The following is a 14,564-nucleotide window of genomic DNA, read 5'->3' as shown; positions in this document are numbered from 1 at the left end:
CCCCAGCGCAGTGCTCCTCTTACGCGCAAACGCTACGGTAATAATGGTTAACGGAACCTTTCGATTGGGCCTTCACTAGGAAAAATCTGCCGGGCAAACATGGCTAACAGACCCTTTCTGCCGCCTCCCCGCGCCCTCGAAAAACAATCAAGCTGTTGAAATTACACGATTTTTAAGCTTGGCACGAGTTTCGCTAAGAAAGGATCGAGACCCAGGGTTTGGGAGAACCCGAGATCTCGTTCACGGGATCGGCCAAGGCGCTTGGGAGGGCGAGCTGGCGGATCTCACTCAGGGGAGATTTCCGATGCAGAACGCGCTTCTGATCGGGTTGTCACGACAGATGACGTTGGAACGGCAGATGGATGTCATCGCCAACAACGTCGCCAACGCCAACACCAATGGCTTCAAGGCCGACCATTCGCTGTTCGAGGAGTACCTCAACTCGAACGCGCGTGAGGACAATTTCGTCGGCTCCGACCGCCGGGTCTCCTATGTGCAGGACCGCGGCACTTTCCGCGACGTCGGCCAGGGGCCGATGGAGCCGACCAAGAATCCACTCGACATGGCGATCAGCGGCAACGCCTATTTCGCGGTTCAGGCCAATGGCGCCGAGCGCTACACCCGCGACGGCAAATTCTCGCTCAACAACACCGGCCAGCTCGTCACCTCCGACGGCAACCTCGTGCTGGGCACCAGCGGCCCGATCACCTTCCAGCCGACCGACCACGACATCAACGTCGCGCCGGACGGCACCGTCACGGTACTCGAGGGCACGGCCAAGAACGACTCGATCCGCGGCAAGATCCGCATGGCCTCGTTCGACGATCCGGCCAAGCTGACCAAGCTCGGCGCCAACCTTTACGACATCGGCTCCGCGGTCCCGCAGGCCGACGCCAAGTCGACCGTGCAGCAGGGCTATGTCGAGAAGTCGAACGTGAACTCGGTCGGTGAGATGAGCCGCATGGTCGAAGTCATGCGCAGCTACACCGCCATCGCCAACCTGCTCCAGCAGCAGAGTGACATGCACAAGTCGGCGATCGAGAAGCTCGCCGACGTTCCGGCCTGATTGAGGGAGAACTGACATGCAGGCGCTTCACACCGCAGCAACCGGAATGGCGGCACAGGAACTCAACGTTCAGGTGATCTCCAACAACATCGCGAACCTGCGCACCACCGGCTTCAAGAAGCAGACCGCGGCGTTCCAGGACCTGATCTACGAACACGTCCGCCGCGTCGGCGCCCAATCGTCCGACCAGGGCACCATCCTGCCGGTCGGCGTCGACATCGGCGGCGGCGTCAAGACCGTCGGCACGCCGCGCAGCATGACCCAGGGCACGCTGTCGCAGACCGGCAACGACCTCGACATGGCCATCACGGGCGAAGGCTTCTTCAAGATCCTGATGCCCGACGGCAGCTACCAGTACACCCGCGACGGCACCTTCCAGATGGACAATCAGGGGCGCATCGTCACCGCGCAGGGCAACCCGGTACAACCGACGATCACGATCCCGAACAACGCTTCGGGCCTCACCATCAACGTGCAGGGCCAGGTCTCCGTGACGCTGCCAGGTTCCTCGACCTCGGCCGTCCAGGGCCAGATCGGCCTGACCCGATTCATCAACAAGGCGGGCCTCCAGCCGGTCGGCAACAATCAGTTCACCGAGACGCCCTCCTCCGGCCCGCCGCAGGACGGTACCGCGAGCTCCGAAGGTTTCGGCAACATCACGCAGAGCAGCCTCGAGCAGGCCAATGTCGACGTCGTCTCGGAGATGAGCGACCTGATCGCCGCCCAGCGCGCCTACGAGATGAACGCCAAGGTGATCAGCGCCGCCGACCAGATGATGCAGTCGACCACGGCGTTGTTCCGCTGAGGTGATGACGATGATCCGCACCACCCTCGCCACGATCTCCGCTCTCCTCGTGCTGGCGCTGCCCGCACGGGCCGCCGACGATTTCATCGCGACTCCGACGCTGCGCGCGAGCATCACCGTGACCTCGGACGTGGTGCGGGTCGGCGATCTCATCGACAATGCCGGCTCGGCCGCGCTGATCCCGGTCTACCGCTCGCCCGATCTCGGCACCACTGGTGCGCTGCCGGTCGCCCACGTGCTGGCGGTGTTGCGCGCAAAGCAGGTGATCGGCGTGATGACCGGCGACATCAAGGAGGTCCAGGTCACCCGTCTCGCCCGCACGCTCGTAAACAAGGACCTCGAAACCGCGGTCGCCTCAGCGCTCGAGCGCCGCTTTGGACTTGGCGATGCTGCCAACATCACCGTCACGTTCGACCGCGGCATTGCCGACATGCGGTTGGATGCCTCCAACACCGGCACGCTGCAGCCGGTCGCAACCCGCTATGACGCCCGCAGCGGCCGTTTCGACATCGCCTTCGAGATCAACAACGACAGCAATCCGGCACCGACCAAGCTGCGTTTCACCGGCACCGCGATCGAAACGGTAGAAGTGGCCGTGCTGACGCGCGACATCGATCGTGTCGATCTCCTGAAGGCCTCCGACGTCGCCATGGAGCGCCGGCCGAAGGCCGAGGTCACGGGTGAGGCCGCCTCGCGCGATCGCACGCTCGGCATGCAACTCCGCCGGCCGATGCGGGCGGGCACTCCCATCCGCGTCGCCGACATCGTCAAGCCCGACTTCGTGCAGCGCGACCAGAACGTCACTGTTATTTATCAGGTCCCCGGAATCTACCTCACCACGCGCGGCAAGGCGATCGAGAGCGGCGCCGAGGGCGACACCATCAGCGTGCTCAATCTGCAGACCAAGCGCACGCTGAGCGGCGTCGTCACCGGCCGCGGCCAGGTGACGGTCCAGGGCGCCAGCCAGGCCGCGCCGATGCCGGCCGCGGTCGAGCAGACCTCCTCGCTCAAGCGCGACGAGGCGCCCGCCCCCGTCGATACCGCAGCCCTCGTCCGGAACCTGGTCCAGACCCCGGCATCCCCGGCCCAGATCGCACAAGCCCAGATCCCGCAAGTTCGCGTCTCGCAAGCTCCAGCCAAGTCAGAGTAAGTCATGTCCACGTTCAGTTCGGCTTTTCGTCTTCGTCGCATCGCGATCTCTGCCCTGCTGCTGGCGACTTGCGCGCTGGCGAGCGGCTGCTCCTCGATCGACCGCTTGTCGCAGATCGGCGAGCAGCCGAAATTATCGGCGATCGACAATCCGACGACGCAGCCCGGTTACAAGCCGGTGCAGATGCCGATGCCGAAGCCGGAAGTCGCCTCCTACAACCCGAACTCGCTGTGGCGCAACGGCAGCCGTGCCTTCTTCAAGGACCAGCGCGCCCACCAGGTCGGCGATCTCCTGACGGTGGCCGTGAACATCACCGACAAGGCCAATATCGAAAACGATACCCAGCGCAGCCGCACCAACAAGGAAGATTCCGGAATCACCGACTTCATCGGCGCCAAGACATTGGGCGCCCAAGCGCAGAAGGTGTTGCCCGGCCGCATCCTCACCGCCGACTCGACCGCGTCCAGCGAGGGCAAAGGAAGCGTGGACCGCAAGGAAGCGTTGCAGACCAACGTCGCAGCCGTCGTCACCCAGGTCCTGCCCAACGGCAACCTCGTGGTCGAAGGCAAGCAGGAGATCCGCGTCAACTACGAAATCCGCGAGCTCATCGTCGCCGGCATCGTCCGTCCGGAAGACATCCAGAGCGACAACACGATCGATTCCACCAAGATCGCGCAGGCCCGCATCGCCTACGGCGGCCGCGGCCAGATCATGGACGTGCAGCAACCGCGCTACGGCCAGCAAGTCATGGACGTGCTGCTACCTTTCTAGCTTCTCCCGAGCTCCCACATCGTGTTCGCGAACCTAGGCGCGGACGACGATGTACGACGCGGCCCTCGCCAGCTCCCCTGGCGAGGGCCGCATGTATTTTGAGGTGGCGTCGGCTGCGTACAGCGCGTCGGGCACGCGCGATTGCAGCGACGCCGCTCCCCCTATCCGCCCTCTCAACTGTCATCGCCCGCGAAGGCGAGCGATCCAGTATTTCGAGACGTCAGTGATGAACCGAGAAGCCGTGGCGTACTGGATTCCCCGCCTTCGCGGGGAATGACGACGCAGTGCCCGCAGCGCCTACGTAAACTCCGCCTCCACCGTCCCCAGCCCGTCCAGCTCCATTCGCACCTTGTCGCCGGCTTTCAGCCACAGCGTCTTGACCAGGCTCCCCGTCAGCACGAGCTGTCCCGCGTGCAGACCCTTGCCCTCGGCGGCGAGATGGTTGGCGAGCCAGGCGAGTGCGTTGTGGGGATGGCCGAGCACGTCGGCGCCGGTGCCGTGGCTGACCTCTTCGCCGTTGACGATGGCGCGGCCTTTGACCGCCTTCAGGTCCGGCACCGACGAGCGCGGCACGACCTCACCCAGCACGCAGCCGGCGGCGAAGAAATCGTCGGCGATCAGCGTCGGCGCCCCCATCGTTTCCCACTTCACATAGCGGTCGTCGACGATCTCGATCGCGGGATGATAGGCCTCGACGGCTTCGCCGACCCATTCGGCCGTGAACGGCGCCTCGCCGGCGGCGAGATTGCGCTTCAGCCGCACCGCGATCTCGCATTCGACGCCGACGCGGACATAGTCGGCAGCCGCGAGCCGCACACCGCTGTCGTGGACGCCCTTCTGGAACACGCCGCCGCCGCAAGGATGCGGAATGCCGATGTATTCCTGCATCACCTGGCTGGTGCAGCCGATCTTGTAACCGACCAGCGGGCCGACATGCGGCAGCAGTAGATCGTGCAGCGCGCGCTGGACCTGATAGCCCTCGGCTTCATCGGCCGGAGGAACTTCGAGCGCCGCGAGCGGTGCATGGTTGCGGCGCGCCAGCGCGATCGCCTTTGCGGCTGCGAGAATTCTGTCCATCGGCGCCGCCTCCTACACACCACAATCGAGGGCGGCACTTCAGCATCCCCGCCGGGGCGTGACAAGCGCAAGAGACCCCACGGCAGCACGTCATCGCCAACCCAAGCTGGATGAGCTGCGAATGCTGATCGGGCACATCATGGCAAGCCACACGGGCTGTGCCGGCGTTTAAGGAAATATTGAGCTGGTCCGGGCTTTATCGGGATGCGCGCCTTGTAGCGTCGCATCAGGCCTGATTGCAGCAATGCGTGAAGCTGCTGGATCGGTGCCTCAGCATTCGAGTCGATGTCCTTGATGCGACTCGCAAAACCTCCCGCACCTGAAGTGAAGGCTGTTTCTCATCCGAACTCACGTGAGCTCGGAGGAGTTGAGTCTAGCCCATTGATCGCGATTCACTTTTCGCGATTGCGCTCGCGCGCCGAATGCGCGGTTGCAAGCGACAGGCAAAATGCTGATCACGACGCGAAAAGGCGCGCCTTGCGTTCAAAAACAAAGAGCCGCATCGCTGCGGCTCGGAATCTATTCGTCGCGATAGACCTTCTCGCGTTTCTCGTGGCGCTCCTGCGCCTCCACCGAGAGCGTCGCGATGGGACGGGCCTCGAGCCGCTTCAACGAGATCGGCTCGCCGGTGTCCTCGCAATAGCCGTAGGTGTTGTCCTCGATACGCTGGAGCGCGGCGTCGATCTTGGCGATCAACTTGCGCTGGCGGTCGCGGGCACGGAGTTCGATGGCGCGGTCGGTTTCGGACGATGCCCGATCGGCGAGATCGGGGTGGTTCACGTTCTCCTCCTGCAGGGCTTGCAGGGTGAGCTTGGACTCTTTGAGGATCTCATCCTTCCAGGCGAGGAGCTTCAATCGGAAGTACTCCTTCTGCCTGTCGTTCATGAAAGGCTCTTTTTCGGTCGGTCGGTAGTTTTTCAACTTTTCCAAGGGCGGCCTATCTGTCTAAGCAACGACTCGTACGCGGAACGGGGTCCGCTGAGCGGGGCGTTATATAGCGGCCTCCTGTGACAGACAATGTTTCCCTGATCGCCCGACCGGCGCCCCCAAGCCCTTGCACAGGAAAGGTTTATCCTGAAGGGCCCGGGAGCAGCCGACAGCCTAGTAGCCGACCGTGAAACGCTGCCTTTCATGGGCCGGCCGCTCGATCTCGTCGGCGAGCGCGATGGCGTAGTCCGCGAAGGTGATCCAGCTCTTCCCGTTCGCATCTGCGAGAAGCTGATCGGTCCCAAGCCGGAACTTGCCGGTGCGCTCCCCCTCGATGAACAGGGCCGACGGCGAGATGAAGGTCCAGTTCAGCTCCTTTTCCCGCCGTAGCAGGTCGAGAAAGGCCGAACCCGCCTCCGCCTCGGCCTTGTACTGAGCCGGAAAGCCGGGAGTTGTCACCAGTTTGACGCCCGGAGCGACCTCCAGGCTGCCGGCTCCGCCGACGACGAGGTAACGACCGACCTTGGAGTCCTTGGCCGCACCGATCAGCTTGAGCGCGTCACTGGCCAGGAAGTGCACGGAACTCACGGCGACGTCGTGCCCGGCCCACAGCTTGGCAAGGCCTGGCTGGTCGAGCACGTCCCCCTTGGTGGGGGTGACGTTCGGCAGGGCGGCGATCTGCTCAGGGTTGCGGGCGATGGCCGTAACCGTGTGGCCGCGGCGGGACAGTTCCTTGGTGATCTCCGACCCGGCCCGGCCCGAGGCGCCGGTAACTGCGATTTTCATGAAAGGCTCCTTTGCTTCTGTGGTAACTATGGGTAACTAGATATCGCAAAGAGCGCTGGTGTTAAGAGAGCACTTTGTGCTTACCTGATTACACAGGAGTAACCGGCGGCGGCCGGCAAATCAGTGGAATGGATCGTGAGGACCCGACGATGAAGCCAGACGTCTACGCAGCGAACTGCCCCACGCGACAGATCCTCGACCGCGTCGGTGACAAGTGGGCGGTGCTGATCCTGCTGCTGCTGCGCGAGGAGCCGATGCGCTTCAATCAGTTGCGCCGGACGATTGAAGGCATTTCGCAGAAGATGCTGAGCCAGGTTCTCAAGTCGCTCGAGCGCGATGGATTGCTCAAGCGTCACGCCATCGCAACGGTGCCGGTGACCGTGGAATACTCGATCACGCAGCTTGGCGTGACGCTCGCCGCCGCCGTCGATCCGCTGCGCGATTGGGCCGAACAGAATCTGAAAGACGTGCTGGCCGCCCAGCGCCGCTACGATTCGCAGTTGAAGGATGAAGCGGCGTAAGACGCTACGCCTGCCCGGCCTTGGCGAGCTCGACCTCGACGCGCAGCTCGATCTCGGACAGCACCGAATCCAGGCCGGGATCGCCGGAGGACGATTTCAGGTTCGCCGCAGCGTCACGCAGCCGCATCACGGTCGAGGCGTCGAGCTTGCCGGAGAGAAGTCCCATCTTGAGATCGTCGAGCACGTCGAGCGCGGTCTTTCCACGCACGACCGAGCGCTTGCGACGCTCGACCGGATCCTCCTCGATGCCTTGCAGCGCCAGCAGCCCGTCGATGTTGGCGGCGGCCTTCGGCGCCGCGGCGCCCCGCGTCTCCGGCGCCGACGAGGTGTCGGGCAACACGAAGGTGCCGGAGCTCGTCCGCCTGGCCTGGGTGGCCGGCGTTCCAAGCGTGGTGCCGTTCGGTCCGTAGATGCGCATCGGAAGCAATCCGGGTGATCGATGTGCCACATTCGCCGTTTTATGGTTAACGGCCCGTAAACAGCCCGGCAAAATCTGCCGACAGGCGGCAGTTTCGCTCCTCAGAGACAACACAGGCTGAGGTCGCTCGAAACAGATTTATTCAACCTATTCAGCTACCTACCCCCGCTGCCCCGACTTGGCACAGCGCTCGCAAGGACAGCGTCGGACCAGCTCGTCATGGGAGTGTCGCGATGGTTCTTTGATTTGAGGAGCCTCGGGGAGCAGAGGATGCCAAGCGTTCGTTGGGTGAGACTTGTGGGGGTGGCCTGCGCCGCGCTGTCAGCGCTGGTGCTCTCGGCCAATTCTGCAAGCGCGACATCGCGCATCAAGGATCTCGCCAACATCGAAGGCGTGCGGCAGAACCAGCTCATCGGCTATGGCCTCGTCGTCGGCCTCAACGGCACCGGCGACACCCTCAACAACATCCCCTTCACCAAGCAGTCGCTGCAAGCGATGCTCGAGCGCATGGGCGTCAACATCCGCGGCGCCACCATCCGCACCGGCAACGTCGCCGCCGTGATGGTGACAGGCAATCTGCCGGCCTTCGCCACCCAGGGCACGCGCATGGACGTCACCGTCTCCGCGCTCGGCGACGCCAAGAATCTCCAGGGCGGCACCCTGCTCGTCACCCCACTCCTCGGCGCCGACGGCAACGTCTATTCGGTCGCACAGGGCTCGCTCGCGATATCCGGCTTCCAGGCCGAAGGTGAGGCGGCGAAAATCGTGCGTGGCGTGCCGACCGTCGGACGCATCGTCAACGGTGCCATCATCGAGCGGGAGATCGAGTTCGCGCTCAATCGCCTGCCGAACGTCCGTCTTGCGCTGCGCAATGCCGACTTCACCACGGCCAAGCGGATCGCCGCCGCGATCAACGACTATCTCGGCGTCAAGACCGCCGAGCCGATCGACCCATCGACCGTGCAGCTTGCGATCCCACCGGAGTTCAAGGGCAACGTCGTCGCCTTTCTCACCGAGATCGAGCAGCTCCAGGTCGATCCGGATCTCGCCGCCAAGATCATCATCGACGAACGCAGCGGCATCATCGTGATGGGCCGCGACGTCCGCGTCGCCACCGTTGCGGTCGCACAGGGCAACCTCACCGTCACGATCTCCGAGAGCCCGCAGGTCAGCCAGCCCAACCCGCTGTCGCGGGGGCGGACCGTGGTCGCGCCGCGCAGCAGCGTCAGCGTCACCGAGGACGGCAAGAAGTTCGCCGTCGTCAAGGACGGCGTCTCGCTTCAGCAGCTCGTGGACGGCCTCAACGGCCTCGGCATCGGCCCGCGCGATCTCATCAGCATCCTGCAGGCGATCAAGGCCGCCGGTGCGATCGAAGCCGACATCGAGGTGATGTGATGCAGGCCGGCATGGTCAACCCCGCACGGCTCGCCAGCTCCGCCTTCTCGGTGGAGAGCCGCAACGGCCGCCCGGACTTCGATCTCGCCGCGGCACTGCAGAAGGTCTCGCCGAAGCAGCAGGTCAAGGCGCAGAAGATCGCCACCGACTTCGAGGCGATGTTCCTCAACAGCATGTTCTCGCAGATGACCTCGGGTCTGAAGGGCGAAGGCCCGTTCGGCGACACCCCTGGCACCGGCGTGTGGCGCTCAATGCTGACCGAGCAATATTCCAAGAACTTCGCCAACGCCGGCGGCGTCGGCATCGCCACCGACGTCTATCGCACCCTGATCATGCAGCAGGCAAAAACGATCCGCACGGCATAAGGTCAAACGAGATGAACCACTTCAACGCCTCGCGTCAGCCGGTGCAAGCGCAGCGCCCGAACACCGCATCCGGCAGCGCCGAGGCGCGCAAGATCGCCGAGCAGTTGATGGATGCGATGAGTGCCCTGCTCGGCCTGATCGAGCGCGAGACCGAGCTGGTACGTGCCGGCCAAGTCCGCGAGGCGATGACCCTCGAGAGCAAGAAGCAGGAACTGTCGCGAAACTATGTCGGCGCCGTCACCCAGTTGAAGGCGAACCAGGCCCAGCTCGCCAAATCCGCGCCCGAGCTGCTCTCGACGCTGCATCGGCACCATGATGCATTCCGCGCGATGCTCCAGGTCAACCTCACCGTGCTCGCAACCGCTCACGCGGTGTCGGAGAGCGTCGTGCGCGGCGTCAACGCCGAGATCCAGAAGCGCAACGTGCCGAACACCTACACGGCCGCGGGACGCCGCGCCACGCCGGGCCCGCGCCACATCACGCCGCTCGCGGTCAGCCGCTCGCTCTGAGCGCGCGCAATAACAAATGACAATTTTACGAAAAACCGCGGGGCAACATCGTCGCGCGGTTAGGCACGTTTCCTTACCGGATGTTCAATCCCGGTGTTCCATGGTTGCGTATTGAGAGGGGTTGGGATTTGACTCACGTGAGGCAACCAGGAGGCTGCCATGAGTACAGATTTCAGCATCAGGCCGGTGGGGATACCGGTCGCCGTGCAGATCGTAACGACGTCGAATGCGGCGGCGAACGAGGCCGTGCAAACCGATCTGCCCGTGAGCCAGACAGTGGCCGCTGGCGAGGCGAGCGCGCCTGCACGCAATGATTTGCGAAGCAGCGAGAACGTCTCACGCCAGGTCGTGTTCGACCAAGCGGCGGCGTCGTTCGTCTTCCAGGTCGTCAACGACAGGACCGACGCGGTGGTCAACCAGTTCCCCGACGAGGCAATGCTGCGCCGGCGGGCCTATTTCCATGCGCAGGATTTGAAATCCGAGCCCTCGCGTCCGGCCAGCACGGACCGCAGCGCCTGACCATCAGGCGTCGAGCGTCGGAACGGCAACATCGAGATCGCTCGAACGGTCGCGGGACCGGTGACGACGTTGTTGATCTGCGCCTTGCCGCTATCCGTCACTTGAACTTGATATTGCCGCCGCGGAACGAGCCGTGCTCGATCACGGACGGCCGGACAGACCAGCGGCGATATTGCGGTTGATCTCGATCAGGGGACGGAAGTGATCGAACTGCGGGCTCATCTGCAGCGCGGCGGTCTGGCTCAGCACGAACACGCTGATGTTGGCGATCTTCTGCCGGACCTCGATCGGCTGCGGATTGTTCTCGCGCATGGCCTCGCCCAGAAAGATCGTCCAGAGCTTGCGATTGAACATCAGGGCCTGCGTGGTCTGCTCGCTGAACGGCTCGGCGCTGTTGATCGCATCCTGAAGCTTGTTCGCGGCCTTGAGCAGGGTCTGCGCTTCGATGTCGCGAGGAGATGCGGTGGTCGTTGCAACACGCGCGTAGGCCGAGGCAGCGGAATTCGACATCAATCACACCCTGGAGGTTACCTAGCCCGTTGAACGCGCTTAAGGATTTCTTTCCCGACCCTAGGCAGCACCGCTTAAGATTTGCTTACGTGTGTGCTTGGAAGCACTCCGGATTATTACGGGTCACGGAGTGCTTCGTCGCAAAGCTAGATGCGCACGAGCATGCTGTAAACACACCTCGCATGATGCGCATCAATCTCGGCTAATCCTGCCTTAGCGATCTTCATAAAAACGGCGGAGCATGAGCCCCGCCGCGATATTCCGATTCAGTATCTTGCGCTGCGAGATTAGCGGAGCAGCTGCAGCACGCTCTGCTGCGACTGGTTGGCCAGCGACAGCGCGGAGACCGCGATCGACTGGCGGGTCGACAGCGCCTGGCTGTTGGCCGCTTCCTCGTTGGTGTCGGCGAGCGTCAGGTTGGACGAGCCGGTCTGCAGCACGTTGATCAGATTCTTCGAGAAGTCCTGACGCACCTGCACGATCGAGAGATTCGAACCGAGCGCCGAGCCTTCCGAGCGCAGCGTGCTCGAGGCGGCGTTGAGGCTCGCCAGCACCCTGTTGGTGGCACCGTTGTCGATGAAGTCGATACCGTTGACGAGGTTGCTGAGACCGAGGCCCGCCGCGTTGAAGACCACGCCGTTGATGCCGAGCGTGGAGCTGCCGGTCTCGTTGAAGATCAGCTTCAGCGTGTCGCCGTTGAGCAGGTTGACGCCGTTGAAGGAGGCATCCTGCGAAGTCGTATCGATCTGCGCCAGGATGTTGTTGAACTGGTTGACCAGGTTCGAGCGCGCCGTCTGCGCGACCGGATCCTGGATCGGCGGCTGCGCGGTCGTGAACGCGACCACGCCCGTGATCGTGCCGGCGACCGCGCCCCCGGCGGTCACTGAGCCTAGCGTCGAGGAAGCATACTCGTTGACGGTGGTGATCGTGAGCACGCCGTTGGCGTCGATCGTCGCGGTCAGATGGTTCGCCTGCAACTGAGAATTCAGTTGATCGAGCGTCTTGACGGTGCCGTTGGTACCGTCACCGAAGGTCACGTTGACCGGCGTGCCGCCGTTGAACGAGGTAAAGGTCAGGGTCTTGCCCGAGATGCTGCCCGCTCCGGGCGCGCGACCAGCCGTGAAGGCCGTGCCAGTGCCAGTCGGACCGGTCAGGCCGAACGCGGACAGCGCGTTGCCCGTGCCGGTGATCGACAAATCCGCCGAGGTGCCGGTGCTGAGCTTGAGAGCTCCGTTGACGACCGAAGAAAGCGACGAACCGCTCGCCGCTGCCACGGCGCTGCCGCTGACGATGCCGGCACCCGAAGCCAGGTCGATCGCATTCAGCGAGTCCTGAACGCTTGCGCCCTGGAGATAAACGATGGAGTTGCCGTTGTTGTCGGTGACGATGTTGCCGATCTTGGTGGACCCCGTCGGAGCCGTAGCAGGAACCGCCGCGTTCTTGAACGACACCGTCTTGCCGTCAACGTTCAGCGTGGAGCCGTCATTGATGAGCGAGCCCAGCGTCGTGGGGCTCGTCAGACGTGCCTTGGTCACATTGACGTTGCCGGAACCGGTCGCGGTCGTCAGACCAAGCGCCTTGAGGAAGTCGGCCTTGCCGGTGATGCTGAGGTCGGCGCCCGTGCCGGTGGTGAGGGTGAGCTGGCCGCCGGCGATGGAGGCGACGGCGCCCGACGAGAGCGACAACACCGCAGTGCCGCCGGCGATGGCCGCCTTTTGCACGCCGGTCGCAAGATCGATCGCGTCCATCACGTCCTGGACGTTTGCGGCCGGGACGGCGTTTGTCCCGAGGTAAACGGTCGAATTGCCATTGCCGTCGGTAACGACGTTGTTGTTCTTGCCGGAGCCGGCGGGAACGCTGGCCACCGCGGGCGCAGCGCCGGCCCGGAACGTGATGGTCTTGCCGTCGACGATCATGACGTCGCCGTCCGACGGCGCACCGTTCGCCGCAATGGTGGTGCCGCTCGGCGTGCCAAGCAGAGTCAGGCCCACGGCCAGGCTTGCTACCGTGCCAGCACCGTCGGGAGCGGCATTGCCGGTCAGGGCTTGCGAAATGCCGCCGAGCGTGGTCGTGCCAGTGATCGGAGTCGTACCGCCGGCAGTACCGTTGGTGACGACATTGCCGGTTGCGGTTGCGTAGGTGTAGCTCGTGGTGCCGCGAAGATCGGCTGGCGTAGCCCCCGGGATCGTGGTCGTGATGTTCGATTTGGTCGAATAGCCGACCGTGGTCTGAAGCGCCTGGTTCGCGATCGATTTGGCGCTGTCGATGAGCTTTTGCAGCGAGGTGATGCCGGTGTTGGCGGCCTGCAGCACCTGCACACCGTTGTTGATGCCGTCGAGCAGGTTGCTGATGTCGCTCGCCCGGTTGTCCAACCCTTGCGCGGTGAAGAAGTTGGTCGGGTTGTCGAGCGCCGTGTTGACCTTCTTGCCGGTCGAGAGGCGCTGCTGTGTCGTGGCCAGCAGGTCGGCCGTCGACTGCAGGGACAACAGGTTCTGGCGAACCGACGCCGAGAGAACGATGTTGGACATGGCGGGTCTTCCTCTTGAACCGGGTACGAATCGGGGCTCGCCGATCTGGAAAGCGGGCTTTTGTCCACTCTTAGGGGCTGTCCTTTAAAGTATGGTTAACGACGGTTTAAGGGATACGGTTAATGCCGGGTTAGCGTCCCTTCCCGGCCTCGGCCGCACAATCTGCACGGTCTCCGCGCACGCAAAAAAGCGGCGGAGCCGAGGCCCCGCCGTCGTATTTTTCTTGTGATTTCAGTTGCTTATTAGCGGAGCAGCTGGAGCACGCTCTGCTGCGACTGGTTGGCCAGCGACAGCGCGGAGACCGCGATCGACTGACGGGTCGACAGTGCCTGGCTGTTGGCCGCTTCCTCGTTGGTGTCGGCCAGCGTCAGGTTGGACGAACCGGTCTGCAGCACGTTGATCAGGTTCTTGTTGAAGTCCTGACGGATCTGCACGACCGAGAGGTTCGAACCGAGAGTCGAAGCTTCCGACCGCAGCGTGCTCGAGGCCGAGTTCAGGCTGACGAGCACCTTGTTGGTCGCGGCGTTGTCGATGAAGTCGGTGCCCTGCAACAGGCCGGCGAGGCCGAGTCCCTTCGAGTTGAAGGTGACACCGGTGATGTTCAAGGTCGACTTGGCCGTCTCGTCGAACACCAGCTTGAGCTGGTCGCCATTGAGCAGGTTGACACCATTGAAGGACGCGTCGACCGACGTGGTGTCGATCTGCGCCAGGATGTTGTTGTACTGGGCCACGAGGTTGGAGCGGGTAGCCTGCGCCACCGGATCGACAGTCGGCGTCGTCGCATTCGTCCAGCTCAGGGCCGAGGTGATCGTGCCGCCGATCACGCCGCCTGCGACGGCCGAGCCGATCGTCGAGGAGGCGTACTCGTTGGTCGTCGAGATGGTAAGCAGGCCATTGGCATCGATCGTGGCGGCAAGGTTGTTGGCCTGAAGGTGCGTATTCAGCTGATCCAGCGTCTTGACGGTGCCGTTGGTGCCGTCGCCGAAGGTGACGTTGACCGCCGTGCCGCCGTTGAAGGAAGCGAAGGTCAAGGTCTTGCCCGAGATGCTGCCGGACGCAGGTGAGCGGCTCGCGGTGAAGGCGGTGCCGGTGCCGGTCGAGCCGGTCAGACCGAGCGAGGACAGCGCATTGCCCGAACCCGTGATCGACAGATCCGCATTGGCGCCGGTGGAGATGTGCAGAGCGCCGGCGACGATCGAGGAGTTCGTCGCGCCCGT

Annotated in this window: 16 protein-coding genes; 9 read left to right on the top strand and 7 right to left on the bottom strand. The window is 63.7% G+C overall.

The features are described 5' to 3' along the window. Nucleotides 1–304: 304 nt before the first annotated feature. The 4 genes from flgF to flgH are packed head-to-tail and all read left to right on the top strand — an operon-like array spanning nucleotide 305 to nucleotide 3,792. On the top strand, nucleotides 305–1,066 hold the full coding sequence (gene flgF, locus AC0L30_RS01335) for a flagellar basal-body rod protein FlgF (RefSeq protein WP_473403642.1): 762 nt from the start codon (nucleotides 305–307) through the stop codon (nucleotides 1,064–1,066). 16 nt (nucleotides 1,067–1,082) lie between these two features. Then, the gene (gene flgG / locus AC0L30_RS01330; protein WP_007602131.1) at nucleotides 1,083–1,871 is read left to right on the top strand and encodes a flagellar basal-body rod protein FlgG; all 789 of its coding nucleotides are present in this window, start codon (nucleotides 1,083–1,085) and stop codon (nucleotides 1,869–1,871) included. Between the two features lie 10 nt (nucleotides 1,872–1,881). After that, nucleotides 1,882–3,021 (top strand): flagellar basal body P-ring formation chaperone FlgA, encoded by a 1,140-nt coding sequence (flgA, locus tag AC0L30_RS01325; protein ID WP_473403641.1) that lies wholly within the window; start codon nucleotides 1,882–1,884, stop codon nucleotides 3,019–3,021. Between the two features lie 3 nt (nucleotides 3,022–3,024). Further along, nucleotides 3,025–3,792 (top strand): flagellar basal body L-ring protein FlgH, encoded by a 768-nt coding sequence (flgH, locus tag AC0L30_RS01320; RefSeq protein ID WP_027518924.1) that lies wholly within the window; start codon nucleotides 3,025–3,027, stop codon nucleotides 3,790–3,792. A gap of 297 nt (nucleotides 3,793–4,089) precedes the next feature. On the opposite strand, the gene AC0L30_RS01315 is transcribed toward flgH, so the two are convergent. The 3 genes from AC0L30_RS01315 to AC0L30_RS01305 all read right to left on the bottom strand — a co-directional run bounded on the left by AC0L30_RS01315 (nucleotide 4,090) and on the right by AC0L30_RS01305 (nucleotide 6,582). After that, nucleotides 4,090–4,869 (bottom strand): 2-keto-4-pentenoate hydratase, encoded by a 780-nt coding sequence (locus AC0L30_RS01315; protein WP_473255192.1) that lies wholly within the window; start codon nucleotides 4,867–4,869, stop codon nucleotides 4,090–4,092. A 519-nt stretch (nucleotides 4,870–5,388) separates the two neighbouring features. After that, nucleotides 5,389–5,754: an RNA polymerase-binding protein DksA gene (dksA, locus tag AC0L30_RS01310; RefSeq protein WP_008554760.1), complete on the bottom strand. Its 366-nt coding sequence runs from the start codon at nucleotides 5,752–5,754 to the stop codon at nucleotides 5,389–5,391. A gap of 216 nt (nucleotides 5,755–5,970) precedes the next feature. Further along, nucleotides 5,971–6,582, bottom strand: coding sequence for an NAD(P)-dependent oxidoreductase (locus tag AC0L30_RS01305; RefSeq protein WP_473403640.1), 612 nt, complete (start codon nucleotides 6,580–6,582; stop codon nucleotides 5,971–5,973). Between the two features lie 149 nt (nucleotides 6,583–6,731). On the opposite strand from AC0L30_RS01305, the gene AC0L30_RS01300 reads away from it, so the two are divergent. After that, complete coding sequence (locus tag AC0L30_RS01300) at nucleotides 6,732–7,103, top strand: winged helix-turn-helix transcriptional regulator (RefSeq protein ID WP_007602122.1); 372 nt, start codon at nucleotides 6,732–6,734, stop codon at nucleotides 7,101–7,103. 4 nt (nucleotides 7,104–7,107) lie between these two features. On the opposite strand, the gene AC0L30_RS01295 is transcribed toward AC0L30_RS01300, so the two are convergent. After that, nucleotides 7,108–7,521, bottom strand: coding sequence for a flagellar assembly protein FliX (locus AC0L30_RS01295; protein ID WP_473403639.1), 414 nt, complete (start codon nucleotides 7,519–7,521; stop codon nucleotides 7,108–7,110). Between the two features lie 270 nt (nucleotides 7,522–7,791). Here AC0L30_RS01295 and AC0L30_RS01290 point away from each other — a divergent pair, with 270 nt between their 5' ends. From AC0L30_RS01290 to AC0L30_RS01275, 4 genes are all read left to right on the top strand, one after another. Continuing rightward, nucleotides 7,792–8,916 (top strand): flagellar basal body P-ring protein FlgI, encoded by a 1,125-nt coding sequence (locus AC0L30_RS01290; RefSeq protein WP_219685064.1) that lies wholly within the window; start codon nucleotides 7,792–7,794, stop codon nucleotides 8,914–8,916. After that, nucleotides 8,916–9,281 carry a flagellar assembly peptidoglycan hydrolase FlgJ gene (gene flgJ / locus AC0L30_RS01285; protein ID WP_473403638.1) on the top strand — a complete coding sequence of 122 codons (366 nt, stop codon included), beginning with the start codon at nucleotides 8,916–8,918 and terminating at the stop codon, nucleotides 9,279–9,281. The genes AC0L30_RS01290 and flgJ overlap by 1 nt, the downstream gene beginning before the upstream one ends. 11 nt (nucleotides 9,282–9,292) lie before the next feature. Continuing rightward, nucleotides 9,293–9,790, top strand: a complete 498-nt coding sequence (locus AC0L30_RS01280) for a hypothetical protein (RefSeq protein ID WP_007602115.1) — start codon at nucleotides 9,293–9,295, stop codon at nucleotides 9,788–9,790. 159 nt (nucleotides 9,791–9,949) lie between these two features. Then, nucleotides 9,950–10,309 carry a hypothetical protein gene (locus AC0L30_RS01275; protein ID WP_027567591.1) on the top strand — a complete coding sequence of 120 codons (360 nt, stop codon included), beginning with the start codon at nucleotides 9,950–9,952 and terminating at the stop codon, nucleotides 10,307–10,309. Between the two features lie 141 nt (nucleotides 10,310–10,450). On the opposite strand, the gene flaF is transcribed toward AC0L30_RS01275, so the two are convergent. The 3 genes from flaF to AC0L30_RS01260 form a co-directional block, all read right to left on the bottom strand. Next, on the bottom strand, nucleotides 10,451–10,819 hold the full coding sequence (flaF, locus tag AC0L30_RS01270; RefSeq protein WP_007602113.1) for a flagellar biosynthesis regulator FlaF: 369 nt from the start codon (nucleotides 10,817–10,819) through the stop codon (nucleotides 10,451–10,453). 287 nt (nucleotides 10,820–11,106) lie between these two features. Continuing rightward, nucleotides 11,107–13,347, bottom strand: coding sequence for a DUF1522 domain-containing protein (locus AC0L30_RS01265; protein ID WP_473403637.1), 2,241 nt, complete (start codon nucleotides 13,345–13,347; stop codon nucleotides 11,107–11,109). Nucleotides 13,348–13,589: 242 nt separating this feature from the next. Then, a partial coding sequence (locus AC0L30_RS01260) for a flagellin (RefSeq protein WP_473403636.1) occupies nucleotides 13,590–14,564 on the bottom strand: 975 nt, incomplete at its 5' end.

Source organism: Bradyrhizobium sp. MI1.11, assembly GCF_055811255.1.
Note: the sequence above shows the minus strand (reverse complement) of the source record. Positions and strands in the feature narration are given on the sequence as shown.